We start from the raw sequence: 24508 nt of genomic DNA on the forward strand, positions 1-24508 counted from the left end.
TTAAGTCCTTATCAGTTGAGGCCGCGCACGGAGGAGATGAACTGCTTCAGTTCCGTGGTCTGCGGGTTGGCGAACAGCGTTTTGCTGTCGCCCTGCTCCCAGACTTTCCCCTGGTGCATAAACACCACGCGGTCGCCCACTTCGCGGGCAAAATTCATTTCATGGGTAACCAGTATGAGCGTCATCCCCTCGGCCGCCAGCTGCTCCAGCACTTTGAGCACTTCGCCCACCAGCTCCGGGTCGAGCGCGGAGGTGATCTCGTCGCAGAGTAATACTTTCGGCGACATCGCCAGCGCGCGGGCAATTGCCACGCGCTGCTGCTGGCCGCCGGAGAGGCTCGACGGGTAGTAATCCAGACGATCGCCGAGGCCAACCTTCTCCAGCATCTGCTGCGCCAGCGCCCGGCATTCGGCGGCGCTTTTTTTCAGCACCCGACGCGGGGCGAGCATCACGTTCTCCAGCGCCGTCATGTGCGGGAACAGGTTGAAGCTCTGGAACACCATCCCGACCGAGCGGCTGATTTCACGCGCCTGGGAATCCCGATCGGTAATGGTCATGCCGCCCAGCTTGATGCTGCCGTCCTGATAGCCTTCCAGTCCGTTGATGCAGCGCAGCAGCGTGCTTTTGCCCGATCCGCTGCGCCCGATAATGGAGATCACCTGGCCCATGTCGATATCCAGATCGACGCCCTTGAGCACGTGGTTATCGCCGTAGTACTTCTGCACCTGATTAATGGTGATGAGAGGCATTGAATTTCGTCTCCAGATAGCGGCTGTAGCGCGACAGCGGATAACACAGAATAAAGTAGCCGAGCGCCACCAGCGCAAAGACCTTAAACGGCTGATAGGTCACGTTGGTGAGCATGGTCCCGGCCTTGGTCAGCTCGATAAAGCCGATAATCGACGCCAGCGCGGTGCCTTTGATCACCTGCACGGCAAAGCCGACCGTCGGGGCGATGCCGATGCGCAGCGCCTGTGGGGCGACCACGCGAAACAGGGTCTGGCCGAAGGTCAGTCCCAGACAGCGCGAGGCTTCCCACTGCCCTTTCGGCAGGGCGCGAATGCTGCCGTTCCAGATATCGAGCAGAAACGCGCTGGTGTAGAACGTCAGCGCCAGCGAGGCGGCGGTCCACGGCGAGACGTCGATGCCGAACAGCGCCACGCCGAAGAAGGCCAGGAACAGCTGCATCAGCAGCGGCGTGCCCTGAAACAGCTCAATATAGCCGCGAATAATGCGCTTCACCGTGCGCCCGCCCGTCAGGCGCAGCAGCAGGAGCGGCAGCGTCACCGCCGCCCCGCCGACAAACGCCACCAGCGACAGCAGTACCGTCCAGCGCCCGGCCAGCAGCAGATTGCGAATAATGTCCCAGTCGGTAAAGGTGGTCATCATGCCTGCACCCCCAGCCATTTGCGTCCTGCCGCCATCATCAGCTGGCGCAAGGTAATCGACAGCGCTAAGTAAATCCCGGTGGTCACCAGATAAACCTCAAAGCTTAAAAACGTTCTGGACTGGATCAGGTTGGCGGCGAAGGTCAGCTCTTCATACGAGACCTGCGATACCACCGACGAGCCGAGCATCACGATGATGCACTGGCTCACCAGCGCCGGGTAAATGCGCTGCAGCGCGGGCGGCAGCACCACGCGAATAAAGGTCTGCAGGCGGGTCAGCCCCAGCACGCGTCCGGCTTCCCACTGCCCTTTCGGCGTGACCTGAATGCCCGCGCGGATAATCTCGGTGCTGTAGGCGCCCAGGTTCACCACCATGGCCAGCAGCGCCGCTTCCCCCGCCGTCATCTTCAGCCCCAGATTCGGCAGGCCGAAGACGATGAAAAATAGCTGCACCACAAACGGCGTGTTGCGGATGATTTCCACGTACGCGCCCCAGATGCGGCTGAACCAGGTGGTGCATCCGCTGCGGATTGCCGCCCCGACAATCCCCGTCGCCAGCCCGCCGACGGTGGCCATCACCGTCAGCTGAACGGTGACCCACAGCCCCGCCAGCAGTTCCGGCCAGTGCGGCCAGAGGGCTGAAAAATCAAGTTGCTCAGTCATCGGCTCAGGCGCCAAGGTTTGCCGGCAGCGGAGCCTTCAGCCATTGCTCAGACAGGCCGTTCAGCGTGCCGTCCTTGATGCCCTGCTCGATCAACGCATCCACTTTTGCCTTCAGGGCCGGCTCGTTCTTCTTCAGGCCAATAAAGCACGGCGAGTCTTTCAGCATAAAGCTCGGCACCGGGGCTTTATCCGCGTTCTGGCGCGAAATGGCCGCTACCACGAGATTGCCGGTCGCCACGTACTGCACCTGTCCGGAGAGGTAAGCGGAGAGCGTAGTGTTGTTATCTTCGTAGCGCTTCACGTCCGCGTCTTTCGGTGCCAGGCCGGTCAGCACCATGTCCTCCACCGCCCCGCGCGTCACGCCGATGGTTTTTCCGCTCAGCGCGGCGGCGTCCTTCAGCTCGGCGCCTTTCGGACCAAACACGCCGAGGAAGAACGGCGCGTAGGCGCGGCTGAAGTCGATTACCTTCTCGCGCTCCGGGTTTTTACCGAGGCTGGAAATGACCAGGTCCACCTTGTCGGTTTGCAGGTACGGCACGCGGTTGGCGCTGGTCACCGGCACCAGCTGCAGCTTGAGCTTCATCTGTTTAGCGAGATAGCGCGCCATGTCGATGTCATAGCCCTGCGGCTGCAGATCGGTTCCCACCGAGCCAAACGGCGGGAAATCCTGCGGAACGGCGATGCGAATTGTGCCGCGTTTCTCAATATCCTGAAGCTGGTCAGCCTTTGCCGGCAGCTGTGTGAAGAGGCATGCGGCCCCGGCCAGTGCAATCAACAATTTTTTCATGGTGCTTCCCCGTAACGTTAACATGAAACAAAAGATTCTTTGAATGTGATTTTGCAACTAATGTGCCAGATAAGGCGAAGCGGGGAATATTGTTGAGAAGCCTGATAAAACGCGGGCGGGTCGAAAAAACGTGCGTTTCTCCGCCCCGCCAGCTGCACCATTTCAATGCAAAGCACCAGCCTGATGCCCCATTATCGCTGTTCGAGTTCGTCCAGCTGCTGGTAGAGGGAGGCAATTTCGTGAATGCGCGGACGGCCTTTATCGAGAATTTCATGCAGGAAGGCGTTCGCCAGCAGGTTGATCAGACTGTTGACCGAGGAATAGCTGTCATAGGCCGAGACGCTGTCCAGCGGGGCGCAGAGCTGCCAGCTCGCCAGCGGGAACAGGCTGTGCGCCTGCGGCTCGCACATCAGCAGCACCGGAATACCGCTGCTCTGAAGCTGCTGCATCAGCGGGCGGATAATGCGCGGGCGGCGGCGGAAGGCCATCATCACCACCAGATCGTCCGGCGTTAAATCCACCAGCTCCTCGCCCAGGCTCTGCCCCGGCTGCGGCAGGACCAGCACCTGACCGCGCGCCTGCAGCAGCTGCTGGCGCAGGTGCAGCGCCGCCGGATAGGCGTTACGCATGCCGATAATGACGATGCGCCGCGCCTTAACCATGCAGGCCATGGCGTCGGCAAACTGCTGAGCGTCGAGGGCATTGACCCACTGGGTCAGGTTCGCCATCTCCTGCTTATAGTGACGCGCCAGCAGCGTATTGCCCTGCACCGCATCGCGGTTATCGGTGAGCGGCATCCCACTCTGGCGCAGGGTGCGCAGCTCGTCGCGCATATCCTTATATTTCTCATAGCCCAGACGCTTAAACAGACGGCTCACCGTGGCTTTCGACACCCCGCTCAGCTGCGCCAGCTCGGCGCTGTTGTAGCTAATGAGATCGTCAAAATGGTCGAAAATAAAGTCCGCCACCCGCTGCTCCTGCGGCGACAGCGACGGGTACTGTGCTTTCAGACGTTCATCCAGTTGTTCCATAGCGCCTCTGTAACTTTTGTTTCATCACATTTTGCCTTTCATTCTACCTTTCATTATACGTGCCAGTTTACTGAAACTTTTCTTTCAGAACTGGAACAGCTTTTGCAGCACCTTGTGACCTTCAGGGTTACGAGGACTCCTCATGCAAAGTAATGTCTCCACACACGGTATGGCGGTTGCGCCCCACCACCTTGCCAGCCAGAGCGCGCTGGCCGTGCTGCGCGAAGGCGGCAGCGCGATAGAGGCGATGGTCGCGGCGGCGGCCACCATCGCCGTGGTTTACCCACATATGAACGGGCTGGGCGGCGATGGCTTCTGGCTTATCGTGCCGCCGGAAGGCGAACCTGTCGCCATTGATGCCAGCGGCGCGGCGGGATCGCGCGCGACGCTGGCCGCCTACGACGGGCTCACGCAGATCCCCCATCGCGGCCCCCGTGCGGCGCTAACCGTCGCTGGCACGGTGAGCGGCTGGGACGAGGCGCTGAAGGTCTCGCGCGAGATGACCGACAGGGCGCTGCCGCTGGCTCGCCTGCTGGCCGACGCCATTGACTATGCGCAGAACGGCACGCCGGTCACGGCCTCTCAGGCCCACGCCACGGCCAGTAAATTCGACGAGCTGAAGGACGTTCCCGGCTTCGCGGAAACCTGGCTGGTGGACGGCAAGCCGCCGCAGGTCGGGAGCCGTTTTTATCAGCCCGCCATGGCCACGACCCTCACGCGCCTGGTGGAGGACGGCCTGGACAGCTTTTATCGCGGCCCGCTGGCGGAAGTCCTGGCGCGCGGCATGGAGACGCTGGATCTCCCCGTGACGCTGGCCGATCTCAACGCTCACGCCGCCCGACGCACCGCGCCGCTGAAGCTGCAGCATCAGCAGGGAGAGATCTTTAACCACGCCCCGCCGACGCAGGGGCTGGTCTCGCTGGCGATACTCGGCATTACCGACCGCCTGAACATGGCGGAAGCCGACGACGCCGAAACCCTTCACCGCATTGTTGAAGCCACCAAGCTGGCCTTTGGCCTGCGGGATGCCCACATCACCGACCCGCGCGCGCTGAAAACCGATATTCAGGGTCTGCTGGATCCCGCCGCTCTGCAGGCGCTTGCCGACAGGGTTGACGACGGCCGCGCCGCGCCGTGGGGAGCCGGCAAAGGCCCCGGCGATACGGTGTGGATGGGGGTAATGGATAAAAGCGGGCTCGCCGTGTCGTTTATCCAGAGTATCTATCACGAGTTCGGCAGCGGCGTGGTGCTGCCCGATACCGGCATCGTCTGGCAGAACCGGGGCGCATCGTTCAGCCTCGATCCCGCCCATCTTCTGGTCCTCGCGCCGGGCAAACAGCCGTTCCACACCCTGAACCCGGCGGCGGCGCGTCTGAAGGACGGTCGCGTGATGGTCTACGGATCGATGGGCGGCGACGGGCAGCCGCAAACCCAGGCCGCGCTCTTTACCCGCTACGTTGTTCAGGGCGTCCCCCTGCAGGAGAGCATCACCCGCCCGCGCTGGCTGCTGGGACGTACCTGGGGACAAACCTCGGACACCTTAAAGCTTGAAGGGCGTTTTTCACCCGAGACGGTCGCGCGCCTGCAGGCCCTCGGTCACGAGGTGGAGCTTTTCCCTGACTTTAGTGAAGCCATGGGCCACGCGGGCGCCATTGTCCACCACCCCAACGGGCTGTTCGAAGGGGCATTTGACCCGCGCAGCAACGGCGCGACCGCCGGATTCTGAGGAGAAAACAATGACGACACACCAACCCGACTGGCAGGCGTACCTGGCGCAGATGGAAACCATCCTCGGCGTGACGCTGGATGACGCCCGCCGCGCCGAGCTGCAGCTGCAGTTCAGCCGCATTGCCAGCATGGCCGCCCCGCTGATGGCGCTGTCGCTCGACGACCGCCTGGAGATTGCAGGAGTGTATAAAGCATGAGGCTACACGAGATGAGTATCGGCGCGATCCAGCATGCGCTGAACGCGGGAGAGCTGAGCGCTCGTGAGATTGCCCGCCAGACGCTGGAGGCGATTGCGCGCGTGAACCCACAGATCAATGCCTGGACCGCCGTGACCGAAGAACGCATGCTCGCCGAAGCCGATAATATTGATACCCTGCGACGGGAAAAGCGTCCCCTGCCGCCGCTGGCGGGCGTGCCTTATGCGGTGAAAAACCTGTTCGACGTTGCCGGTCACACCACCCTCGCCGGGGCCGATCTGTTCAGCCAGCGCCCTGCCGCCGCCGCTGACAGTTTCGCGGTGCGCCAGCTGCGCAGCGCGGGCGGGCTGCTGACCGGGATGGTGAATATGGACGCCTACGCCTACGGTTTTACCACCGAGAACAGCCACTACGGCACGACGCGTAACCCGCACGACCTGGCGCGCATTGCGGGCGGGTCGTCCGGCGGTTCAGCGGCCGCGGTGGCCGCCGGGCTGGTGCACTTTTCACTCGGCACCGACACCAACGGGTCGATTCGCGTTCCGGCCTCCCTGTGCGGCATCTACGGCCTGAAGCCCACCTTTGGCCGCCTGTCGCGATCCGGCAGCCATCCGTTTGTCGCAAGCCTGGATCATATCGGCCCCTTTGCCCGCCGCGTGTGCGACCTGGCGTCCGTGTATGACGCGCTGCAGGGCCGCGACACCAGCGACGGTTTTCAGGCCGAAAGCTCCCGGGAACAGACGCGCCCCTTGCTTGACCGCGGGCTTGACGGCCTGCGCTGCGCGGTGCTCGGCGGCTACTTCACCACCTGGTGCGACACGGACGCCAGAGACGCCGTGGCGCGGGTGGCGAAGGCGCTCGACGTGCAGGATGAGCTGCAGTTCCCGGACGCCGAACTGGCGCGCTCTGCGGCGTTTATCATCAGCGCCGCCGAAGGGGGAAACCAGTACCTGCCCGCGCTTCGCCGCGAGCCCGAGCGTTTTGAGCCGCACTCCCGCGAACGGCTGCTGGCCGGGGCGATGATACCCTCCGCCTGGTACATTCAGGCCCAGCGGTTTCGCGCTCACGCCCGGCAGGCGTTTAAAACCTTATTTGCGCAGGCCGACGTGCTGATCGCCCCGGCCACACCGCGCAGCGCCACGCTGGCGGGCGAGCAGACCATGGAAATTAACGGTCAGCTGCTGCCCATTCGCGCCAGCATGGGGATGCTGACTCAGCCAATTTCGTTTTTGGGCCTGCCCGTGACCACCGTTCCGCTGCGTACCGCGCAGGGTGCGCCTATCGGCCTGCAGCTGATTGCCGCGCCGTTTAACGAGCAGGCCTGCCTGCGCGTCGCGCGGGTTCTGGAGGAGAGCGGCATCACCGATGCCCGTCCGGCGGAGATAGCAGCATGATGAATCACGATGACATTAACCTCCCGTGGGTGGTTGCCGAGGTGACGGCCGCGTTTTACCGCTATGAGGACGCGCTGGTGAGCAACAACGTTGCGGTGCTGGACGAGCTGTTCTGGCACGACAAAAACACGGTGCGGCTGGGGGCGGGTGAAAACCTGTACGGGATTGATGAAATTCGCGCCTTTCGTGCGGCGCGCCCCGCCGCCGGGCTGCAGCGGACGCTGCGCCACACCGTCATCACCACCTTCGGGGAGGATTATGCCGTGTGCAGCACCGAGTTTACCCGGGAGAGCACAGAACGCATTGGCCGCCAGCAGCAGACGTGGGTGCGGTTTGCCTACGGATGGCGCATCGTGGCGGCGCAGGTGAGTTTGATGTCGTAGGCCGGGTAAGGCGCAGCCGCCACCCGGCAAAACATCGCACACTTACTTCTGAAACGGATGTACCTCCCGCCAGTGGTCGGCAATCTGCTGGCGGGTACAGACCCACACCCGCTCGTGCTGCTGCACATAATCGAGGAACCGTTGCAGCGCACGAAAACGCCCCGGTCGCCCCAGCAGGCGGCAGTGCATGCCGATGGACATCATCTTCGGCGCGCTTTCCCCCTCTTCGTACAGCACGTCAAAACTGTCCCTCAGATACGTATAAAACTGCTCGGCGGTGTTAAACCCCTGCGCGGTCGCAAAGCGCATGTCGTTCGCATCCAGCGTATAGGGCACAATCAGGTGCGGTTTACGGGAGCCATCGCTGCAGGCCACCTCCGTCCAGAAGGGCAAATCGTCGCCGTAGTAGTCGCTGTCGTAGTCGAAGCCGCCGTGCTCCACCACCAGTTGGCGGGTGTTGGGACTGTCGCGCCCGGTGTACCAGCCCGTCGGCGGCTTGCCGAACAGGTCGGTCAGCACCTGTACCGCTTTGTGCAGGTGTTCGCGCTCCTGTTGGATATCCATGTGCTGATAGTGGATCCAGCGCCAGCCGTGGCTGACCACGTCGTAATCAGCCGCCTTGATTGCCTCGACGATCTCCGGGTGACGCGCCAGCGCCATCGCCACGCCGAAGACCGTCAGCGGCAGGCCGCGTTTCTGAAATTCATTGTGGATCCGCCAGAACCCGGCGCGGCTGCCGTATTCGTAGAGGGAGTCCATCGACATGTGTCTGTCCGGGTAGCTGGCCGCGCCGATGATGTCCGACAGGAACTGCTCGGAACCGGCATCGCCGTGCAGAACGTGGTTTTCCGCCCCTTCTTCGTAATTGAGCACAAACTGCACGGCGATGCGCGCCTGATTCGGCCACCGCGCGTGCGGCGGGTTGCCCGCGTAGCCGCGCAGATCCCGCGGATAATCCTGTTCGAAAAGCCCCATTGCCACCCCCAAAAATTAAAATGGATTCAGTGCCTGAAAATGCCCGCTTAACGCTTTGTTCTCCGGGAACGCCAGATCCCCATGCTTGCTGGTCGACAACCCCAGCGCCACCAGCGATTCCACCATCTTCACCGCCGCGCTGACGCCGTCGATCACCGGCACGCGCAGCTCGCGGGTCAGCTCCTGCGCCAGCGTCGCCATGCCGCCGCAGCCCAGCACGATGGCGCCGCAGCCGTCCTCTTTCAGCGCCTGTATACAGCGCGCGCGCACTTTTTCCTGCGCCAGACCGCTACCGTCTTCCAGCGCCAGTACCGGAAGGTCGATGGCATGCAGCGCCGCGCAATGGTCCTGAAAGCCATACTGGTGCAGCAGATGACGGGCAATAATCAGCGTGCGCGGCAGCGTGGTGACCACCGAAAAGCGCGTCGCGACCAGCGTCGCCATATGCATAGCGGCTTCGGCGATGCCTATAACCGGCCCCTGCGCCAGCTCGCGCGCCGCCAGCAGGCCCGGATCGCCAAAGCAGGCGATCACGTGACCGTCCACGCCCTGCTCCCTGCCTTTTTTGATCTGTTCCAGGACACCAACGGCGGCGATGGCCTCATCAAAGTGGCCTTCTATCGACGGCACGCCCGCGCTCGGGCAGACCGCGAGGATCTCCGTTCCCGGTGCCGCCACCGCGCGGGCCGCCGCGCCGATGGTTTCCGTCATGGCGAGGCTGGTGTTGGGGTTGATCACTTGTATACAGACAGACATTACGACTCCTTGTGGCCGGCAAACAGCCGGGCAAAATCAGGCAGGCACTCGCCCGCCCGCTCGAAGCAGAGGCTGGCGACGATATGTTCAAAATGGTGCATTAATGCATCGCTTAGCGGCTGGAGCGCCTTCTGGCGCAGCAGATCCACCAGCTGCTCGTGATCGTTGCAACGGCAGCCCTGACGCCACGGCGCGCCCCAGGTGGCAATCACCAGCGAAGAACGCTGGCTCAGGCTGGTCACCATCTCAGTGAGCACCTGGTTGCCGGAGATGGCCTGCAGCTGAATGTGGAAATTGGCGGAGTGGCGAATCGCCGCCGGGCCGTCATAGGCCTCGTGCGCCTGCTGCTCCTGACGAATAATGGCCTCCAGCGCGGCAAGGTGCGGCGGCTGGCAGTGCGCCAGCACGTCCGGCAGGTTAGCGACCTCCAGCAGGGCGCGGGTGCGGAAGATGTGCCGCGCCTCTTCCACCGTCGGGCTGGCGACGTGTGCACCACGCTTGGGCGTCAGGGTGACCATTTGCACAGCGGCGAGTCGTTGAAGCACCTTGCGGATGCCCGTGCGGCTCACGCCAAAGACCTCGGCCAGCGCCTCTTCCGGCAATTTGCTCCCCGGCAGCAGCTGGTGTTCGACAATCGCGGTCATCAGCGCCTGGAAGATGGATTCGTCTTTATCATGCAGGTCTGGCGCGGTCTGCAGGGCGTTTAGGTTGTTCATTCACCACTCCGAATTTTACTTTCCGTTATCGAATCGTATACATAAAAATAAAATATTGCATACAAGATTTATTATTTTGGCCTGGATCCTGCAATACCGTTTGCACTCCCACTCAACGGGTTTTCATTCACAGGAGCAGGTTTCATGCCAAACAGTCAAAACGCACAGCAAGGTACGGCCGCTGATTCCGGTGCGGTTTACAGCCCACGTCTTTGCAATGAGGATCTGGCACCGACGCGTGACCAGAACTGGAGCTGGTACAACATCTTTTCGTTCTGGATGTCGGACGTTCACAGCATGGGGGGTTATGTTGTCGCCGCGAGCTTCTTTACGCTCGGGCTGGCAAGCTGGCAGGTGCTGCTCTGCCTGCTGGTGGGGATTTGCATCGTGCAGCTGTGCGCCAACCTGGTGGCCAAACCGAGCCAGATGGCGGGCGTGCCCTATGCAGTGATCAGCCGTCAGGCGTTTGGCGTCTTCGGGGCCAATATTCCGGCGGTGATCCGCGGGCTTATCGCCTTTGCGTGGTACGGCATTCAGACCTATCTCGCCGCCAACGCGCTGATGCTGGTGGCGCTGAAGTTCTGGCCGTCGCTCTCTTCACTCACCACCGGCGCATTCCTGGGCCTGTCGCATCTGGGCTGGATCTGCTTTGCCATTATGTGGGTCCTGCAGGCGATGGTCTTCTGGCACGGCATGAGCGCCATCAAGCGCTTTATTGATATCGCCGGTCCGGCGGTCTATGTGGTGATGCTGGCCCTCGCCGGCTGGATTGTATACAAGACCGGTTTTGACGGGATCTCCTTTACCCTCGCCAGCAAATCCCTGAGCGCGGGCGAGCAGACCTGGCAGATGATCACCGCCACGGCGCTGGTGGTCTCCTACTTCTCCGGCCCGCTGCTCAACTTTGGCGATTTCTCCCGCTACGGCAAAAGCATGGGTGAGATCCGCCGCGGCAACCGCTGGGGGCTGCCGTTTAACTTCCTGCTGTTCTCCATCGTCACCGTAGTGATTGTCTCCGGTACCCAGTCGCTGTTTGGCCGCATGATCACCGACCCGATTGAGACCGTCAGCCGCGTGGGCAACGATCTGGCCGTGGCGATTGGCCTGCTGACGATGATCACCGCCACCATCGGGATCAACATCGTCGCGAACTTCGTCTCCCCGGCGTTTGATTTCTCGAACTGCTCGCCGCAGAAGATCAGCTTCCGCACCGGGGGCATGATTGCCGCTGTCGGCTCGATCCTGCTCACCCCGTGGAACCTGTTCAACTCGCCGGAGCTTATCCACTACACCCTGGACGTACTCGGGGCGTTTATCGGCCCGCTGTTCGGCATTCTGATTGCCGACTTCTACCTGATTAAGCGCGGCAAGGTATCGGTCGACGATCTGTTCGACGACACGCCAAAGGGCAAATACTGGTACCGCAACGGCTTTAACCCGAAAGCCATTGGCGCGCTGATCCCGTCCGTTGCCGTGGGCCTGGTCATTAGCTTTATTCCGGCCCTGCATGAGGTGGCGAACTTCAGCTGGTTCATCGGCGTCTTGCTCGGCGGCGTGACCTACCGCTGGCTGGCGCGGGAAGAGCGCGAAACGGCAGGCGCAACGTCGTTCAGCTCCCGCGTGGCGACGCAAAAAGAGTAACCCCTTCCCTCCGGCCGCAGCGTATCTGCGGCCCGTTCATTCTGGCACCGTTCTTGCTGAGCCTTCTTACCCCCGCTACGCAAACACGAAGGCAGGAACCATGATGGAATACCAGACTGCGATACGCGGTGCTTTTTTTGATATTGCCCGGGTCTGCGACAGCGCAGACGCCATTGCCGAGCACGCGCGCCACCTTGAGGACGGACTGCTGTTTATCCAGAATGGAAAAATTCTGGCACAGATGCCGTGGCAGGAGGGCGAGCAGTATCTTGACCCGCACATAGGCTATACCGACCTGCGCGGCAGGCTGCTGCTGCCCGGTTTTGTTGACACCCACGTCCACTATCCGCAAACGGAGATGATCGGCGCCTTCGGCGAACAGCTGCTGGAGTGGCTGACCACCTACACCTTCCCGGTGGAGAGCCAGTTTTCCGATGAAGCCTACGCGAAAGAGATCGCCGAATTTTTCATACAGCAGCTGGTGAGCAACGGCACCACCACCGCGCTGGTGTTTTGCACGCTGCATCCGGAATCGGTCGAGGCGCTGTTTGCCGAGGCCCTGCGCCTGAACATGCGCCTTATCGCCGGAAAGGTGATGATGGACAGACACGCGCCGAACTACCTGAGCGAAGACGCGAAGCAGAGCTACCGACAGACACGGGCGCTGATCCAGCGCTGGCATCACCGTGGACGCCTGGGCTACGCCATTACGCCGCGCTTTGCCCCGACCTCATCCCCCGAGCTGCTTGCGGCGGTCAGCCTGCTCAGAGAGGAGTTTCCGGACACCTGGATGCAGACCCACCTGAGCGAAAACCCCAACGAAGTGGCTTGGGTAAGCGACCTCTGGCCGGAGCACGAGCGCTATCTGGACGTGTATCACCACTACGGCCTGACCGGCGAGCGCAGCGTGTTTGCCCACGCGATTCACCTTCACCACAGCGAGTGGCAGTGCCTGCATGACACCGGCTCGGCGGTGGCGTTTTGCCCCACCTCTAACCTGTTTCTCGGCAGCGGGCTGTTTCGCCTGCCCGCCTGCTGGCAGCACAGGGTGCGGATGGGCATCGGCACCGACGTCGGGGCGGGCACGACCTTCAGCATGCTGCGCACGCTGGGGGAAGCCTACAAGGTGGGCCAGCTTCAGAGCTACCGCCTGCGCGCCAGCGAGGCGTTTTATCACGCCACGCTGGGCGGCGCGCACGCCCTCCGGCTGGACGATAAGATTGGCAACTTCGCGCCCGGCAAAGAGGCGGATTTCGTGGTTATCGATCCTGACGTAACGCCGCTGCAGCGCCTGCGCAATCGCCGCTGCCAGGATATCTACGAGCAGCTCTTTGTGCTGATGACCCTGGGCGACGAGCGCAACATCAGCGAGACCTGGGTCAACGGCGAGCGGGTATGGTCAACTGCCCCGGTAGGTTGACCACCCGCCGGGCGCAATCACAAACGGCAGATGAAAATGCTCGTCTGCCGTTTCTCCCGTCACAAAATCAATTTGCGCACAGGGGTAGAGCGTGTCGCGACCGGTTTCGCGAAACCACGCGCCGATCTCCGCCACCAGTTGGTAACGGCCCGCGGGCAGAGAGGGAACGAACGCGGCGATGCGCCCCTGGGCGTTGGTCACCCCCGTGGCCAGCGTCTTCCCGCCCTGTTGCAGATGAACCGTTACGCCCTCTGCGGGTTTGCCCGCCGAAATATCAAGAATATGGGTGCTGAGTGTGCTCATTCGCTAATGACTCCTTCCAGCCGTAGCAGCGTAATTTCCCGCAGCTGTTCCAGCGCAGCACGGATTTCCTGCGCGTCGCTGTTTTCCAGCCGCGCGTGCAGGGCCTGTAATATCTCCTCGCCGCTGCGGCCCTTCGCGCGGATCAGAAAGACGCGTCCGAAGCGGGCCTCGTAGCGGGCATTGCCTTCACGCAGCGCCTGCGCAAGGGCGGCATCGCGATCGTTCACCGCTCCCTGCTCCTGGCGCGACAGCGCCGCCTCCGCCTGTGAACCCGCGGGCTTTTCCCCGATGCGCGGATGGGCGCTCAGGGCCTGCGCCAGCGCCGCTTCGTCCCAGGCGTGCGTCAGCGCTTTTGCCGTACTGAGCAATTCTTCCCGGCTGGAGTATGGCCGCCCCAGAGCCAGCGCATCGGCCCAGCCGGGGAGCGCCACGCAGGGGTGAATCAGCGCTATCGCCTTTTCGTGGGGAAGATGATTGAACTCGTGCAGTGCGATCATAGCGTCTCCTTTGTTGTCTTCCTCCAGGTTATTGCACAAACCACGCCACTCTTGAAGCAGATGTGAAACAGTCGATTCCGGATGGCTGACCAGGAAATTTTTGATTCAAAAAAAGGCACGCTCACCGCGTTTGCGCACCTTAGCAGTGCAAACCTCTCCCTCACAACGCCGTTTTCGCCACTCTGCAGCCTGGTACGCAAATTGCTGAACGTCTTTACACCCTGCAAAAGGAGAGAAGCATGAGAGCAATCGTTATTGGCGCGGGTATTGGCGGCCTGAGCGCCGCCGTCGCGCTGAAAAAAGCGGGCATCGACTGTACCGTATTTGAAGCCGTAAAGGAGATCAGGCCCGTCGGGGCGGCCATCTCCATCTGGCCTAACGGCGTGAAATGCATGCAGCACCTCGGCATGGGCGACATCATCGAGACCTACGGCGGACCGATGCGTTTTATGGCCTATAAGGATTACCGGCGCGGCGATACCCTGACCCGCTTTAGCCTTGCTCCGCTGGTTGAGCGTACCGGCGGGCGTCCCTGCCCCGTCTCGCGCGCTGAGCTTCAGCGCGAAATGCTGGACTTCTGGGGGCGCGACAAAGTGCAGTTCGGCAAGCGCGTCGAACGCGTAAATGAAGACGACTCGGGCGTGAGCGTGACCTTCACCGACGGCACCACGGCATCCGGCGATTTCCTGATTGCCGCCGACGGCAGCCACTCGGCGGTTCGCCCGTACGTGCTGGGGTATACCCCCGAGCGCCGCTACGCGGGCTACGTGAACTGGAACGGGCTGGTGAAGATTGACGAGGAGATCGCCCCGGCGCACCAGTGGACCACCTTCGTTGGCGAAGGCAAACGGGTGTCGCTGATGCCCGTCTCCGGTGGACGCTTCTACTTCTTCTTTGACGTGCCGCTTCCTGCGGGTCTGGCGGAGGATCGCACCACCCTGCGCGCCGATCTCACGGGCTACTTCCGCGGCTGGGCGCCGCCGGTGCAGACGCTTATCGCGGCGCTGGATCCTGACACTACCAACCGCATTGAGATCCACGACATTGAGCCGTTCGATACGCTGGTGCGCGGCAACGTCGCGCTGCTCGGCGATGCCGCTCACAGCACCACGCCGGATATCGGCCAGGGCGGCTGTGCGGCCATGGAAGACGCCGTCGTGCTGGGGGAATGCCTGCGTGAAAACCACAGCATCACGCTGGCGCTGCGGCAGTACGAGGCGCTGCGCTGCGACCGGGTGCGCGACCTGGTGCTGAAGGCGCGTAAGCGCTGCGACGTCACCCACGGCAAAGACATGGCGTTGACGCAGGCCTGGTATCAGGAGCTTCGAGAGGAGACCGGAGAGCGCATCATCAACGGTCTGTGCGAGACCATTCAGGGCGGCCCGTTAGGCTGAACGTAAGAGGGATAATGATGAAAAGAGAACCGACTCCACCCGCCCACTGCACGTTTGAGCCAGAGGACTGGCTGCGTCTGGCGAAATGCTGGCATCCGGTCGCGCGTGCCTGCGACGTCGGTCCGGCGCCGGTCAAGGCGACGCTGCTGGATGAACAGCTGGTGATTTACCGGATTAACGACCAGGTCGTGGTCGCCCGTGACGTCTGTCCGCACCGCGGCGTGCCGCTGACGCTCGGCTTTCACGACGAGCACGGGATTATCTGCCCCTATCACGGCTTACGCTTTGGAGAGGACGGGCGCTGCAACCGTATTCCCTCCAGCCCCGACCAGCCCGTTCCGGCGAAGCTGAACCTGATTAACTACGCCGTGGAGGAGCGCTTCGGCCTGATCTGGACCTGCCTGGCCTTTGACCCGGAAAACCCCGTGCCGCTGCCCGCCATGCCGCACTGGGATGACGACGGATTTCAGCAGATTAACTGCCCGGCGTTTGAGGTGAATGGCTTTGCCGGGCGACAGGTGGAGGGGTTTCTGGACGTGGCGCACTTTGCGTGGATCCACACCGATACCTTTGCCGATCCCAATAATCAGCTTGTGCCCGCCTATCAGCCGCAGGAGACGCCGTTCGGCTTCGTGGCGGATTACTGGAGTTCAGTGAGCAACTATCCCGCCAGTTCCCCCGTGCAGGCGCCAGAAGGCTTCCAGTGGCTTCGACATTTTGAAATGCATCTGCCGTTTACCGCCACCCTGACGATTCATTTTCCGGGAGAGTCGAGACTGGTGATCATGAACGCCGCGTCGCCCGTGTCGTCGCGCGTTACCCGCATGTTCGCCCCTATCGCCCGCAATTTTGATCTGCATATTCCGGTGGAGGACGTGCACGCCTTCAATCTGCGGATTTTTGAAGAGGACCGTCTGATGGTGGAAACCCAGCGCCCGGAAAGCCTGCCGCTGGACCTGACCCTGGAAGCCCATATCCCCGCAGATAAAAGCTCGATTGCCTACCGTCGGGGACTGAAGAAGATGGGCTTTGGCGAGTTTTTCCTGGTATGACGGAGGCCGCTATGCTGAGCGTAATTGTTGACGGGCTGTGGCGTGAGGGCGACAAAAGCCTCGCCGTCAGGCTGGTGGCTGAAGACGGCGAAGCGCTGCCGCCGTGGCAGCCCGGCGCGCACATTGATGTCCACCTGCCCTGCGGCGTGGTGCGCCAGTATTCCCTGACCGGGGCCTGTGAGGAAGAGGGCTATCTGATCTGCGTGGGGCGGGAAACCGCCTCGCGAGGCGGATCGCGCTACGTTCACGAGACGCTGCGTCCGGGGCAGAAGCTGCTAATTTCAGCCCCGCGCAATCTGTTTCCGCTGGTTCAGGCAGAACGGGTTTTATTGCTGGCGGCGGGGATTGGCATTACGCCGCTGTATGCGATGGCCCTGCAGCTGAAGGCCGCCGGCATGTCGTTTTCGCTGCACTATTACGTCAGGAAGCGCGAAAGCGCGGCGTTTGCGCGCGAACTTTCGCAGTGCGGTGAGTGCATCATTCATACTATCAGCCCGCGCACAGCTCTGGCAGAGCATCTCCCCATGCCTGAAGCGGGTTTGCGAGCCTGGGTCTGCGGACCTGCGGGGTTCATGGAAAAAGTGCGTGAGGTCGCCACGGCAAAGGGATGGGATGACGCCCATCTTCACAGCGAGGCGTTTCAGCCCGCATCCCCTGCCACAGGCGACGTCGCGGGCGAGATCTTTACGGTCAAGCTGGCCTCCACCGGGGAGCGCTGGCCGGTGCCTGCGGACAAAACCATTGCCCAGGTGCTGCAGGCAAACGGCGTGGACGTTCCGCTGTCCTGCGAAATGGGGATCTGCGGCGCCTGCCTGACGCCGGTGATTGACGGCGTGGTGGATCACCGGGACAGCGTGCAGTCGGAGGCGGAAAAAAGCGCAACGGACCAGCAGGTGGCGCTGTGCTGTTCGCGGAGCCATTCCGGGGAGCTGGTGATTGGGCTGTAAACCACCTGCACAGTCTTTCTTGCCGGGTGGCGCTGCGCTTACCCGGCCTACATTGTGCAAATCGCACAAGAGCTTATGGATTACCAGTACGGATGCCAAATCTGTCGCAGCCGCGCCAGCAGCTCAAGATAGAAATAGTCCCCCCAGCTACAGCACTGATCGACCCCCTTACCGCTGCCCATATGATAAACCGAGTGCTGCAGCAGCCCTTCGGTTGGATCGTCGTCATGAGCAAGGTAGTTATCGGTCAGCGACAGCGCGATACGCAGCGCCATCTCTTCATAATATGCACGGTTTGCGTCGAGCGTCGGCAGCGCCTTAACCAGCTCCAGCAGGCCACAGGCGGCAATCGCCGCCGCTGAACTGTCGCGCACGGCGTCGGTACCGAGCAGCGCCAGATCCCAGTGGCAAACATCATCTTCCGGCAGACGGTTGAGGAAGTAATGCGCCAGGCTGCGCGACAGCTCAACCATCTGCTTATCGCCGGTGTGCTGATAGCTGAGCAGGAAGCCGTAAATGCCCCATGCCTGGCCGCGCGACCAGCACGAGGTATCGCTGTAGCCCTGATGGGTGTTGCCAAAGCGCGGCTCGCCCGTCTGCACATCCATATAGTAGGTGTGATAAGTCGAGGCATCTTCACGCACGATATAGGCCGCGGCCTGTCCGGCATGAGCCGTCGCCGCCTGCGCATAGCGCGGATCCCCGGTCTGTTCGCTGGCCCAGTACAGCAGCGGCAGGTTCATATTGCAGTCGATGATCATTCTTCCCTGCTGCTCCGGGTCGTTTAAATCACCCCATGCCTGAATAATGTTGGCCGTCGGGTTAAAACGCTCCATCAGGCGCTCGGCTGCCAGCAGCGCCGACTGGCGAGCGGCTTCGTTGCCGGTGAGCCGCCAGGCGCTGATGCAGGAGAGCGAATAGAGGAACCCGAGATCGTGCGTGGCGGTGTCGATGCGCTGCTCAATACGCCGGGCGAACGACGGTAAATAGCGTTCGGCGGCTTCGCGATAATGCGCTTTGCCGGTCATCTCCCACGCCAGCCACAGCTGGCCAGGCCAGAAGCTGGTGGTCCATTCCACGTTATCGGTGCGCGGCCAGACCCCCTTCTCACAGGCCTCACCGGGGAACTTATCGCCGAAGGCGACAATATTTTTGTCGAGCTTGCGCGTGACGCGGGCTAACGCCGCTTCCAGCTTCTGGCTCAGTGCCAGGCGATCGACCTGATGCAGTTCGATTGGCCGCAGCGCTTCGGTGATAACAGATTTGGTCATAACAACTCCTGAATTAATGTTTGGCTGGTTCAACCGGGGCGGTATCTAAAGCCGGAGCAAAGGATCGTGAGTCATTGCGCGTCGACTGGCAGCGCGACAGCGTAAAGGCGGAAATCAGCGTAAATACCAGGGCGCAGCAGCCCATCAGCAGATAGGTATGCTCAAAGCCAATCCTGTCGTACAGATAGCCGGCAGGTGGGGCGACCACAATCGAACCCACGTAAATCATCGCCTGGTAGCCCAGCAGGTACATCGTGGCGTTAACCCGACGATGGAAATGTTCGGCGATGTATTTGAAGACCGAGATGAGCAGCAGCGCGATCTCGACGCCATAAAACGGTTTGATGATGGAGATAACAATCGGGTCGCTGGTCAGCCCGGAGGCGATCAGCCGCGCTCCGACCACGCAGCCGCAGAACAGCAGGCCGCGCTTGGCGCCATAGTGATTCACCAGCCACGGGATAAACATCATCATCACGAATTCCATCCCCGACTGGACGGTACTCAGGTAGCCGTACCAGGCATTCCCCTGCTCTTTGGTGGCGAAGAACGACACGAAGTAGCGCGGGAACTGCTGTTCGGCGATAAACATCATCCACGCCACCCCGGCGACGTAGAGGCTGAACATCCAGAACTTGCGATTTTTCAGCAGCATCAGCACGTCGGCGAAGACGATCTTATTAGCGGAAATGACGCTGTTATTGCGCAACTGCTCGTCGCCGATTTTGAGGCTAATCAGCACCAGCAGCATCAGTACCGAGGTCCCGCTGCTAAGCAGAAAATTGGCCAGCGGGGTGACGTTAAACAACAGCCCGGAGACCGACGCCGCCATCGCCCAGCCCAGCGAACCCCACATTCTGATGCGGCCAAACTCCAGCCCGTACAGGCGGCTAAAGCGGTCGGCATAAGATTCAGACGCCGCCACGCCGGCGTACCAGCCCAGGCTCAGATACAGCGCGCCGATGATAATCCCCGCCATCGCATGGCTTTGCAGCAGCGGCTGGTACACCAGCGCGAAGAACGGCGCCATCAGCGCGGAAATGGCGCAGACAAAATAGAGCAGCCACTTGCTCATGCCGATTTTGTCCATGATGTAGCCGTACACCGGCTTCAGAACCACCGCGAAGACACCGTTGATGGCGAACACGCTGCCGATGGTGACGCTATCGAGGCCCACTTTCTGGCTCAGCCACAGGGCGTACAGGCCAAAGCTGGATGACCACGTGAAGAAGTAAAGGAAAATAAAGGTACTCATTTTGTACTGCGCGGCGCGTACGGACGATGATGTGCTCATAGCGATGCCTCCGGAGCCAGAACGAGCGTCGTTTCTTGTCGTGCCGTCACGAAGCGTACCGCGTCATCGCTAATGAAGGCCTGCGGGCAGCGTTGCGGATCGAAGTCAGCGGCATTTCCCGCCCACACCGCGCTGATTAACACATGCTTACCGGGGTCGAGCTCGCCGCGCAGCACCGGCACCGCCGCGCGCTCGGCGAACAGCAGATTACTGTTTGGCGGCGTCACCACCGTCTCGCCGCGGCGGGCGTGCGGGTGTAGACAGAAAATGGCTGAGACATCCCGGGCACTGCTTAACCAGCAGGCACCGTCACTCTCGTGTTCCTGCGGCTGCGGGCGGTTCGCCAGGCTAAAGCCACCCTCCGCGCAGTCCAGCGCGCGCCGGGTATTGATGCGATGGACGCGTAGCTGCCAGTCGCCCAGCGCCAGCAGCCAGCTCTCAATCTCCACGTCGCGCCACGGCAGCCAGCGGCTGTAAATGGTGCCGTTAGAAGTGACCACGTGCTGGCATTCGCGGCGGCCACGCCAGTAGTTATCCTTTTCGGCCAGCAGCAGCATCGAATCGGGCGAGGCATGGTTCAGACCGTAGCGCCCGCGTTCGATGGTGAAGCCAAAGCGGGTGGAATAGGCAAATTTGCAGTATTTCGCTTCGGTATTCACGAAGTTGTTCAGCTCCAGCTGGCCGGACGTCAGCATCCACAGGTGATCGGGCTGATGCACCACCACCTGATCCGCGTGGGCTATCGTGTGCTGCGCGGGCAGCGGCGGCAGCGGCAGCTCAGCCGCCTGCCAGAAGGCATCGCCCTCGTCTAATGCCAGCACCAGCAGGGTCTTCAGGCCCCAGTACGGCGAACCCGGCGCGTTGTAGTCTTCCGCCATCGCCAGGTTCGGATAGCTGTAGCCGACGCTGAGCACGCCGTCGCGGTCGAACATCGGCTGCTTTAGCCACCAGCGCAGATGACGCAGCACGATGCCCTTCATCACCCCAGGCGAAAAGACCTCCAGCCCGGCGAAGGCCGCCGCACTCCAGAACGCCGCCTCGGCAAAGCGGTAGGTCAGGCTACGGCCAAACGGGATCGCCGCGCCGTCTTCGGCAAAGAAATGGATGAAGTCAGAGGAGAAACGTGCGGCCCGCTGACGCAGCGTTGCACAGCGCTGTGGATCGACCCCGGCCATGAGCTTCGCGTAAATCAGGCCATAGAAATGGAAGCCCATCGAGATGTAATAGTCGCGCGGCCGTCCCGGACCATCAGCGTACCAGCCATCGCCGAGGTAGTAGTGCTCCATGGCAGCAAAATGATCTTCCAGCGCCTGCGGGTTGGTCGGCATGCCGCAATAATGGAAGCCGACCTGCACCAGAATCGGGAAGAAGTGCCAGTTGTTATCGGGGATTTCCCGGGTCTCGCACTGCTTTAGCCAGCGCCATAAATGCTCTTTCTCCGTCTCAGTGAAGTGTGCCAGTACGGTTTCACCCGCCAGCGCCAGCAGCAGCCCGTAGGCCGCCATCTCGACGATTCGCTGATCGTAAGGCCCGACGTCGCCCCAGTAATCGGCATGCTGCGGATCGGTGCCGTTTTTTATCGCCTGTAAATAGAATGAGAAGTGCTGCGGCTCGCTGCCGCCAGCCAACAGCGGCGTCACGCCCCACAGCAGGCGGGAAAACGTTTCCATGTTCGCCACCTGCTGGCCGTAGTGAGCGGTAAAGTTCGCTAAATCAATGCGGCTGGCGTCTTTTTTAAACCAGGGCGACACCGCGTTCAGCATGTCGTTAACCAGCCGTAGCACCTCTTCCCGGCTTGTCAGTGGGTTATCCAGATGAATATTTTCAGGTTGCACAGGGTCCTCCCGCATTACACGAGGGTAGAGATAAGTTATTGTTATTAGGCTTTTTAAAGCCACGAGTGCGACGTCTGAATGAAGAGTAACTGCTTTTATTCCCGGCGCTGAGTGAGCAGACTCACAAAATTAAACCGCCATTTCATTTTTGCTGGATTTTGTCGAACGCGAGGGGGATAAATTACAAATGATGGCCTAAAAATTTAAATCTGTTGTCCTGGAGGTAATATGGGTGAAACGCAGCTGCTGGAACGAATTACGCTCGATCGGCAGGCCATTTCTTTTAACCGCATGTCCACCACCAGCGCGATTTACTACCACTGGCATCAATGCGTTGAATTGCTCTATATCTCCAGCGGCTACGGCATCGTGGTGGTGGATAATCAGCACTACACCGCCCGTCCGGGGCGATTATTTATCTTCCCGCCCTTCCGTTTGCACAAAGTGCAGGTCGATCATAGCGATAAGAATTCCTATCACCGCACCACCATGCACATTGAGCAATCGGTGGTCGAAAGTGCGCTCGGCGCCTTCCCGCGCCATCAGGCCCGGTTCGCCGCGCTGGCCGCCAGCAATCTTCCGGCGCAAATCTACGATCTCAGCGAGCATGCGGCGTTTATCGAAAGGATCCTTGAACAGTTTCAGCGCCTGGAGGGCAACGAGCAGACCGAGGCGTGCGAGGTGGCCTTTCTGATGATGCAGCTCATGACGTTTCTGCCCGAGCAGCCGCAGCCATACCCGCCGCGCCAGCAGACCGTCGCCTCGCGGATTATGAGCTGGGTCGAAGCCCACTATGCCAGCAAGTTTTCACTCGACCAGCTAGCGCACGACCTGGGGCTTTCGCGCAGCTATACCTCACGCATTTTTCGCCAGCAGACCGGCGGTAGCATCCACGAATATTTGCTGACCCGGCGGATAAAAAGCAGCTGCGAGCTGTTGCGGTACAGCGATGAGCCAATTGACGCTATTGCGCTCGCAGTCGGGTTTAGCGAGGTGACCTATTTCATTACCTGCTTTAAAAAGATGATGCGTCAGACGCCGCTGCAGTATCGGCGCAGTATCCGCTGCACCAGAATGCCCTGTTAAGGGGGGGGTTGACCGCTGGCCCAAAGCTGGACGCTTTCCGGCGTCCAGCCTGGCTGGGGTTTTTGCCTTTCCGTCATGCCGGAACGGGCAACTCAATGCCGCTTTGCGCCAGTTGCCCCATCTCGCAGTACATTGCGCAGGCCGCGCTGACGATAGACATTGCCAGCGCGGCACCGCTCCCTTCGCCAAGACGCATGTCAAGATGGATAAACGGCGCCAGCCCAAGGTGCTCCAGCGCGCGCCTGGCCCCCTTTTCTGCGGAAAAATGAGAGGGAATACAGTAGTTCTTCACTTCTGGCGCAATCTGACAGGCGGCGATGGCGGCGGCATACGAGAGAAAACCGTCTAACACCACGGGCAGTCCGCATGCGCCAGCGCCCAATATCACCCCGGTCATGCCCACCAGGTCATAGCCGCCGACTTTGGCCAGCACATCAACCGCATCGCGCGCATCCGGTTGGTTTATGCGTATCGCCTGCCGGACGATGGTTTCCTTATGCTGCACCCGGTCCTGCGGCAAATTGGCTCCAATCCCCACCACATCATGCGGATCGCTGTCGGTCAGCACGCTGATGATTGCCGAGGCCGGCGTCGTATTGGCAATACCCAGCTCGCCTACGCCAAAGACGGAGATCCCCTCCTGCGCGCGTTTTTTAACGAGGCTGGCACTCGCCAGCAGCAGGTGCTCGGCATCCTGACGGCTCATCGCCGGACCCTGAGCGATATTTCCGCAGCCGCGCGAGAGTTTAAGGCTGAGCATATTGTCGATAGGCTCGCCGTCAATACCGATGTCAACGGGCAGTACCGACGTCTGGCTATTGCGGGCCAGCACGCACACTCCGGTCAACCCCTTTTGCATATTGACGGCCTGAAGCCAGGTCACCACTTTCGGCGTCACGGCCACGCCTTCATCAAACACGCCATGGTCGGCGCACATGACGATAATCTCTTTTTGCAGATTATCGAGCCTGTCGATGCCCCACATTCCCGAAAGCTGTATTGCCAGACTTTCCAGCCGACCCAGGCTGTTTGTCGGCTTTATTAAGCCATCAACATGCCTTGAGGCCGCCTGAATCTTCTGTTTATCAAGCGGTCTGATGGCCGCCGCCAGCGCCTTCACTGTCCCCATCCTCATCACCCTCACTCTTCTGTTTGCCAAACGCTTCTGCCATTAAATACCCGTAACACCCAATGCCCGCCCCGATTTTCAACGACCGTGTAGGCATCGTGACTGAACGGGAAATGCCACATCGCCGCCACGGGCATCCCTAACCAGGTTGCCAGCAACAGGCTCAGCACGCCCTGATGCGCCACAATGAGCATGTCTTCGCGCTGCTGCAGCTGACTCATCTCATCCGCCGCCGCCCTGACGCGCGCGGCGAAATGCGGGAAGGCTTCGCCGCCGTCTGGCGTTGCGTTTTGCCAGTCATCCATCCAGCGCTGCCACGACGCGGGACTTTCTTTTTCGATGTCGCTGAAGTGACGCATCTCCCATTCGCCAAAATCCAGCTCGTTAAGCCGCGCATCGACGTGAACATCATGGGCTGTCGGCACGATAATCCGCGCCGTTTGCTGCGAACGCTGCAGCGCGCTGACGCGCGCGCGCGCGAACGCGACCCCGGACAGGTACCCGGCAACACGCTGGCTTTGGGCAATGCCCTGCGGCGAGAGCGCCAGATCGGTACTCCCGTAAAATACGCCGCTGATGTTAGCGGCTGTTTGACCGTGACGAACCAGAAAAAGACGCATA

The 24508-nt window shown here is 61.3% G+C and carries 24 protein-coding genes and 1 pseudogene; 10 read left to right on the plus strand and 15 right to left on the minus strand.

Annotated features, from left to right (window positions below; translation table 11 throughout):
- Positions 1–11: 11 nt before the first annotated feature.
- The 5 genes from ACDO57_RS09695 to hpxU form a co-directional block, all read right to left on the minus strand.
- On the minus strand, positions 12–749 hold the full coding sequence (locus ACDO57_RS09695) for an amino acid ABC transporter ATP-binding protein (RefSeq protein ID WP_023327069.1): 738 nt from the start codon (positions 747–749) through the stop codon (positions 12–14).
- The gene (locus ACDO57_RS09700) at positions 730–1386 is read right to left on the minus strand and encodes an amino acid ABC transporter permease (RefSeq protein WP_072034229.1); all 657 of its coding nucleotides are present in this window, start codon (positions 1384–1386) and stop codon (positions 730–732) included. Before ACDO57_RS09700 ends, ACDO57_RS09695 begins: the two co-directional genes overlap by 20 nt.
- Complete coding sequence (locus tag ACDO57_RS09705; protein WP_370883892.1) at positions 1386–2051, minus strand: amino acid ABC transporter permease; 666 nt, start codon at positions 2049–2051, stop codon at positions 1386–1388. The genes ACDO57_RS09700 and ACDO57_RS09705 overlap by 1 nt, the downstream gene beginning before the upstream one ends.
- Positions 2052–2055: 4 nt before the next feature.
- Positions 2056–2838, minus strand: a complete 783-nt coding sequence (locus ACDO57_RS09710) for a transporter substrate-binding domain-containing protein (RefSeq protein ID WP_023311064.1) — start codon at positions 2836–2838, stop codon at positions 2056–2058.
- Between the two features lie 191 nt (positions 2839–3029).
- Complete coding sequence (gene hpxU / locus ACDO57_RS09715) at positions 3030–3869, minus strand: MurR/RpiR family transcriptional regulator HpxU (protein WP_023311063.1); 840 nt, start codon at positions 3867–3869, stop codon at positions 3030–3032.
- A gap of 142 nt (positions 3870–4011) precedes the next feature.
- On the opposite strand from hpxU, the gene hpxW reads away from it, so the two are divergent.
- Genes hpxW through hpxZ form a run of 4 tightly spaced genes read left to right on the plus strand, consistent with a single transcriptional unit; the run spans position 4012 to position 7571 of the window.
- Positions 4012–5595, plus strand: coding sequence for an oxamate amidohydrolase (gene hpxW / locus ACDO57_RS09720; RefSeq protein ID WP_370883893.1), 1584 nt, complete (start codon positions 4012–4014; stop codon positions 5593–5595).
- Between the two features lie 10 nt (positions 5596–5605).
- On the plus strand, positions 5606–5794 hold the full coding sequence (gene hpxX, locus ACDO57_RS09725) for an oxalurate catabolism protein HpxX (protein WP_208763736.1): 189 nt from the start codon (positions 5606–5608) through the stop codon (positions 5792–5794).
- Entirely contained in the window at positions 5791–7188 is a 1398-nt protein-coding gene (locus ACDO57_RS09730; RefSeq protein WP_370883894.1) for an AtzE family amidohydrolase, read from the plus strand. The genes hpxX and ACDO57_RS09730 overlap by 4 nt, the downstream gene beginning before the upstream one ends.
- A complete protein-coding gene (gene hpxZ, locus ACDO57_RS09735; RefSeq protein ID WP_032649007.1) occupies positions 7185–7571 on the plus strand; it encodes an oxalurate catabolism protein HpxZ in 387 nt (128 codons plus the stop codon). The genes ACDO57_RS09730 and hpxZ overlap by 4 nt, the downstream gene beginning before the upstream one ends.
- A 42-nt stretch (positions 7572–7613) precedes the next feature.
- On the opposite strand, the gene puuE is transcribed toward hpxZ, so the two are convergent.
- The 3 genes and pseudogenes from puuE to ACDO57_RS09750 form a co-directional block, all read right to left on the minus strand.
- Entirely contained in the window at positions 7614–8546 is a 933-nt protein-coding gene (puuE, locus tag ACDO57_RS09740) for an allantoinase PuuE (protein WP_267216732.1), read from the minus strand.
- Positions 8434–9302: pseudogene (locus ACDO57_RS09745) on the minus strand (aspartate/glutamate racemase family protein); the annotation flags it as partial. The gene puuE and the pseudogene ACDO57_RS09745, both read right to left, overlap by 113 nt.
- Positions 9302–10018, minus strand: coding sequence for a GntR family transcriptional regulator (locus ACDO57_RS09750; protein ID WP_048222414.1), 717 nt, complete (start codon positions 10016–10018; stop codon positions 9302–9304). The gene ACDO57_RS09750 and the pseudogene ACDO57_RS09745, both read right to left, overlap by 1 nt.
- 144 nt (positions 10019–10162) lie before the next feature.
- Between ACDO57_RS09750 and ACDO57_RS09755 the strand changes: the two genes are divergently transcribed.
- The gene (locus tag ACDO57_RS09755) at positions 10163–11659 is read left to right on the plus strand and encodes an NCS1 family nucleobase:cation symporter-1 (RefSeq protein WP_370883895.1); all 1497 of its coding nucleotides are present in this window, start codon (positions 10163–10165) and stop codon (positions 11657–11659) included.
- A gap of 100 nt (positions 11660–11759) precedes the next feature.
- A complete protein-coding gene (gene guaD / locus ACDO57_RS09760; RefSeq protein ID WP_370883896.1) occupies positions 11760–13079 on the plus strand; it encodes a guanine deaminase in 1320 nt (439 codons plus the stop codon).
- Here the strand turns inward: guaD and uraH are convergent.
- On the minus strand, positions 13059–13382 hold the full coding sequence (gene uraH, locus ACDO57_RS09765) for a hydroxyisourate hydrolase (RefSeq protein WP_061715588.1): 324 nt from the start codon (positions 13380–13382) through the stop codon (positions 13059–13061). The genes guaD and uraH overlap by 21 nt on opposite strands.
- Complete coding sequence (gene uraD / locus ACDO57_RS09770) at positions 13379–13879, minus strand: 2-oxo-4-hydroxy-4-carboxy-5-ureidoimidazoline decarboxylase (protein WP_370883897.1); 501 nt, start codon at positions 13877–13879, stop codon at positions 13379–13381. The genes uraH and uraD overlap by 4 nt, the downstream gene beginning before the upstream one ends.
- Before the next feature lie 239 nt (positions 13880–14118).
- Between uraD and hpxO the strand changes: the two genes are divergently transcribed.
- From hpxO to ACDO57_RS09785, 3 genes are read left to right on the plus strand one after another with little or no spacing between them, the layout of a single operon-like run.
- The gene (gene hpxO, locus ACDO57_RS09775; RefSeq protein WP_370883898.1) at positions 14119–15273 is read left to right on the plus strand and encodes an FAD-dependent urate hydroxylase HpxO; all 1155 of its coding nucleotides are present in this window, start codon (positions 14119–14121) and stop codon (positions 15271–15273) included.
- Between the two features lie 14 nt (positions 15274–15287).
- The gene (gene hpxD, locus ACDO57_RS09780) at positions 15288–16325 is read left to right on the plus strand and encodes a molybdenum cofactor-independent xanthine hydroxylase subunit HpxD (protein WP_370883899.1); all 1038 of its coding nucleotides are present in this window, start codon (positions 15288–15290) and stop codon (positions 16323–16325) included.
- An 11-nt stretch (positions 16326–16336) separates the two neighbouring features.
- Positions 16337–17272, plus strand: a complete 936-nt coding sequence (locus ACDO57_RS09785) for a PDR/VanB family oxidoreductase (RefSeq protein WP_248273038.1) — start codon at positions 16337–16339, stop codon at positions 17270–17272.
- A gap of 80 nt (positions 17273–17352) precedes the next feature.
- On the opposite strand, the gene ACDO57_RS09790 is transcribed toward ACDO57_RS09785, so the two are convergent.
- The 3 genes from ACDO57_RS09790 to ACDO57_RS09800 are packed head-to-tail and all read right to left on the minus strand — an operon-like array spanning position 17353 to position 21672.
- Positions 17353–18543, minus strand: coding sequence for a glycoside hydrolase family 88 protein (locus ACDO57_RS09790; protein WP_370883900.1), 1191 nt, complete (start codon positions 18541–18543; stop codon positions 17353–17355).
- A 13-nt stretch (positions 18544–18556) separates the two neighbouring features.
- Positions 18557–19837, minus strand: a complete 1281-nt coding sequence (locus ACDO57_RS09795) for an oligosaccharide MFS transporter (RefSeq protein WP_370883901.1) — start codon at positions 19835–19837, stop codon at positions 18557–18559.
- A complete protein-coding gene (locus tag ACDO57_RS09800; protein ID WP_370883902.1) occupies positions 19834–21672 on the minus strand; it encodes a DUF2264 domain-containing protein in 1839 nt (612 codons plus the stop codon). Before ACDO57_RS09800 ends, ACDO57_RS09795 begins: the two co-directional genes overlap by 4 nt.
- A gap of 228 nt (positions 21673–21900) precedes the next feature.
- Between ACDO57_RS09800 and ACDO57_RS09805 the strand changes: the two genes are divergently transcribed.
- Positions 21901–22758, plus strand: a complete 858-nt coding sequence (locus tag ACDO57_RS09805) for a helix-turn-helix domain-containing protein (protein WP_370883903.1) — start codon at positions 21901–21903, stop codon at positions 22756–22758.
- Between the two features lie 73 nt (positions 22759–22831).
- Here the strand turns inward: ACDO57_RS09805 and cobT are convergent, their stop codons facing one another.
- Positions 22832–23887: a nicotinate-nucleotide--dimethylbenzimidazole phosphoribosyltransferase gene (cobT, locus tag ACDO57_RS09810; RefSeq protein ID WP_048989896.1), complete on the minus strand. Its 1056-nt coding sequence runs from the start codon at positions 23885–23887 to the stop codon at positions 22832–22834.
- An 11-nt stretch (positions 23888–23898) separates the two neighbouring features.
- Complete coding sequence (locus ACDO57_RS09815) at positions 23899–24507, minus strand: adenosylcobalamin/alpha-ribazole phosphatase (protein WP_370883904.1); 609 nt, start codon at positions 24505–24507, stop codon at positions 23899–23901.
- Between the last annotated feature and the right edge of the window lies 1 nt (position 24508).

The organism is Enterobacter cloacae complex sp. 2015409 (assembly GCF_041365315.1).
Taxonomy (GTDB): Bacteria; Pseudomonadota; Gammaproteobacteria; order Enterobacterales; family Enterobacteriaceae; genus Enterobacter; species Enterobacter pseudoroggenkampii.

Coding starts and splice junctions, on each gene's coding strand:
- ACDO57_RS09695 (WP_023327069.1), bottom strand. CDS start 749: ATGCCTCTCATCACCATTAATCAGGTGCAGAAGTACTACGGCGATAAC.
- ACDO57_RS09700 (WP_072034229.1), bottom strand. CDS start 1,386: ATGACCACCTTTACCGACTGGGACATTATTCGCAATCTGCTGCTGGCC.
- ACDO57_RS09705 (WP_370883892.1), bottom strand. CDS start 2,051: ATGACTGAGCAACTTGATTTTTCAGCCCTCTGGCCGCACTGGCCGGAA.
- ACDO57_RS09710 (WP_023311064.1), bottom strand. CDS start 2,838: ATGAAAAAATTGTTGATTGCACTGGCCGGGGCCGCATGCCTCTTCACA.
- hpxU (WP_023311063.1), bottom strand. CDS start 3,869: ATGGAACAACTGGATGAACGTCTGAAAGCACAGTACCCGTCGCTGTCG.
- hpxW (WP_370883893.1), top strand. CDS start 4,012: ATGCAAAGTAATGTCTCCACACACGGTATGGCGGTTGCGCCCCACCAC.
- hpxX (WP_208763736.1), top strand. CDS start 5,606: ATGACGACACACCAACCCGACTGGCAGGCGTACCTGGCGCAGATGGAA.
- ACDO57_RS09730 (WP_370883894.1), top strand. CDS start 5,791: ATGAGGCTACACGAGATGAGTATCGGCGCGATCCAGCATGCGCTGAAC.
- hpxZ (WP_032649007.1), top strand. CDS start 7,185: ATGATGAATCACGATGACATTAACCTCCCGTGGGTGGTTGCCGAGGTG.
- puuE (WP_267216732.1), bottom strand. CDS start 8,546: ATGGGGCTTTTCGAACAGGATTATCCGCGGGATCTGCGCGGCTACGCG.
- ACDO57_RS09750 (WP_048222414.1), bottom strand. CDS start 10,018: ATGAACAACCTAAACGCCCTGCAGACCGCGCCAGACCTGCATGATAAA.
- ACDO57_RS09755 (WP_370883895.1), top strand. CDS start 10,163: ATGCCAAACAGTCAAAACGCACAGCAAGGTACGGCCGCTGATTCCGGT.
- guaD (WP_370883896.1), top strand. CDS start 11,760: ATGATGGAATACCAGACTGCGATACGCGGTGCTTTTTTTGATATTGCC.
- uraH (WP_061715588.1), bottom strand. CDS start 13,382: ATGAGCACACTCAGCACCCATATTCTTGATATTTCGGCGGGCAAACCC.
- uraD (WP_370883897.1), bottom strand. CDS start 13,879: ATGATCGCACTGCACGAGTTCAATCATCTTCCCCACGAAAAGGCGATA.
- hpxO (WP_370883898.1), top strand. CDS start 14,119: ATGAGAGCAATCGTTATTGGCGCGGGTATTGGCGGCCTGAGCGCCGCC.
- hpxD (WP_370883899.1), top strand. CDS start 15,288: ATGATGAAAAGAGAACCGACTCCACCCGCCCACTGCACGTTTGAGCCA.
- ACDO57_RS09785 (WP_248273038.1), top strand. CDS start 16,337: ATGCTGAGCGTAATTGTTGACGGGCTGTGGCGTGAGGGCGACAAAAGC.
- ACDO57_RS09790 (WP_370883900.1), bottom strand. CDS start 18,543: ATGACCAAATCTGTTATCACCGAAGCGCTGCGGCCAATCGAACTGCAT.
- ACDO57_RS09795 (WP_370883901.1), bottom strand. CDS start 19,837: ATGAGCACATCATCGTCCGTACGCGCCGCGCAGTACAAAATGAGTACC.
- ACDO57_RS09805 (WP_370883903.1), top strand. CDS start 21,901: ATGGGTGAAACGCAGCTGCTGGAACGAATTACGCTCGATCGGCAGGCC.
- cobT (WP_048989896.1), bottom strand. CDS start 23,887: ATGGGGACAGTGAAGGCGCTGGCGGCGGCCATCAGACCGCTTGATAAA.
- ACDO57_RS09815 (WP_370883904.1), bottom strand. CDS start 24,507: ATGCGTCTTTTTCTGGTTCGTCACGGTCAAACAGCCGCTAACATCAGC.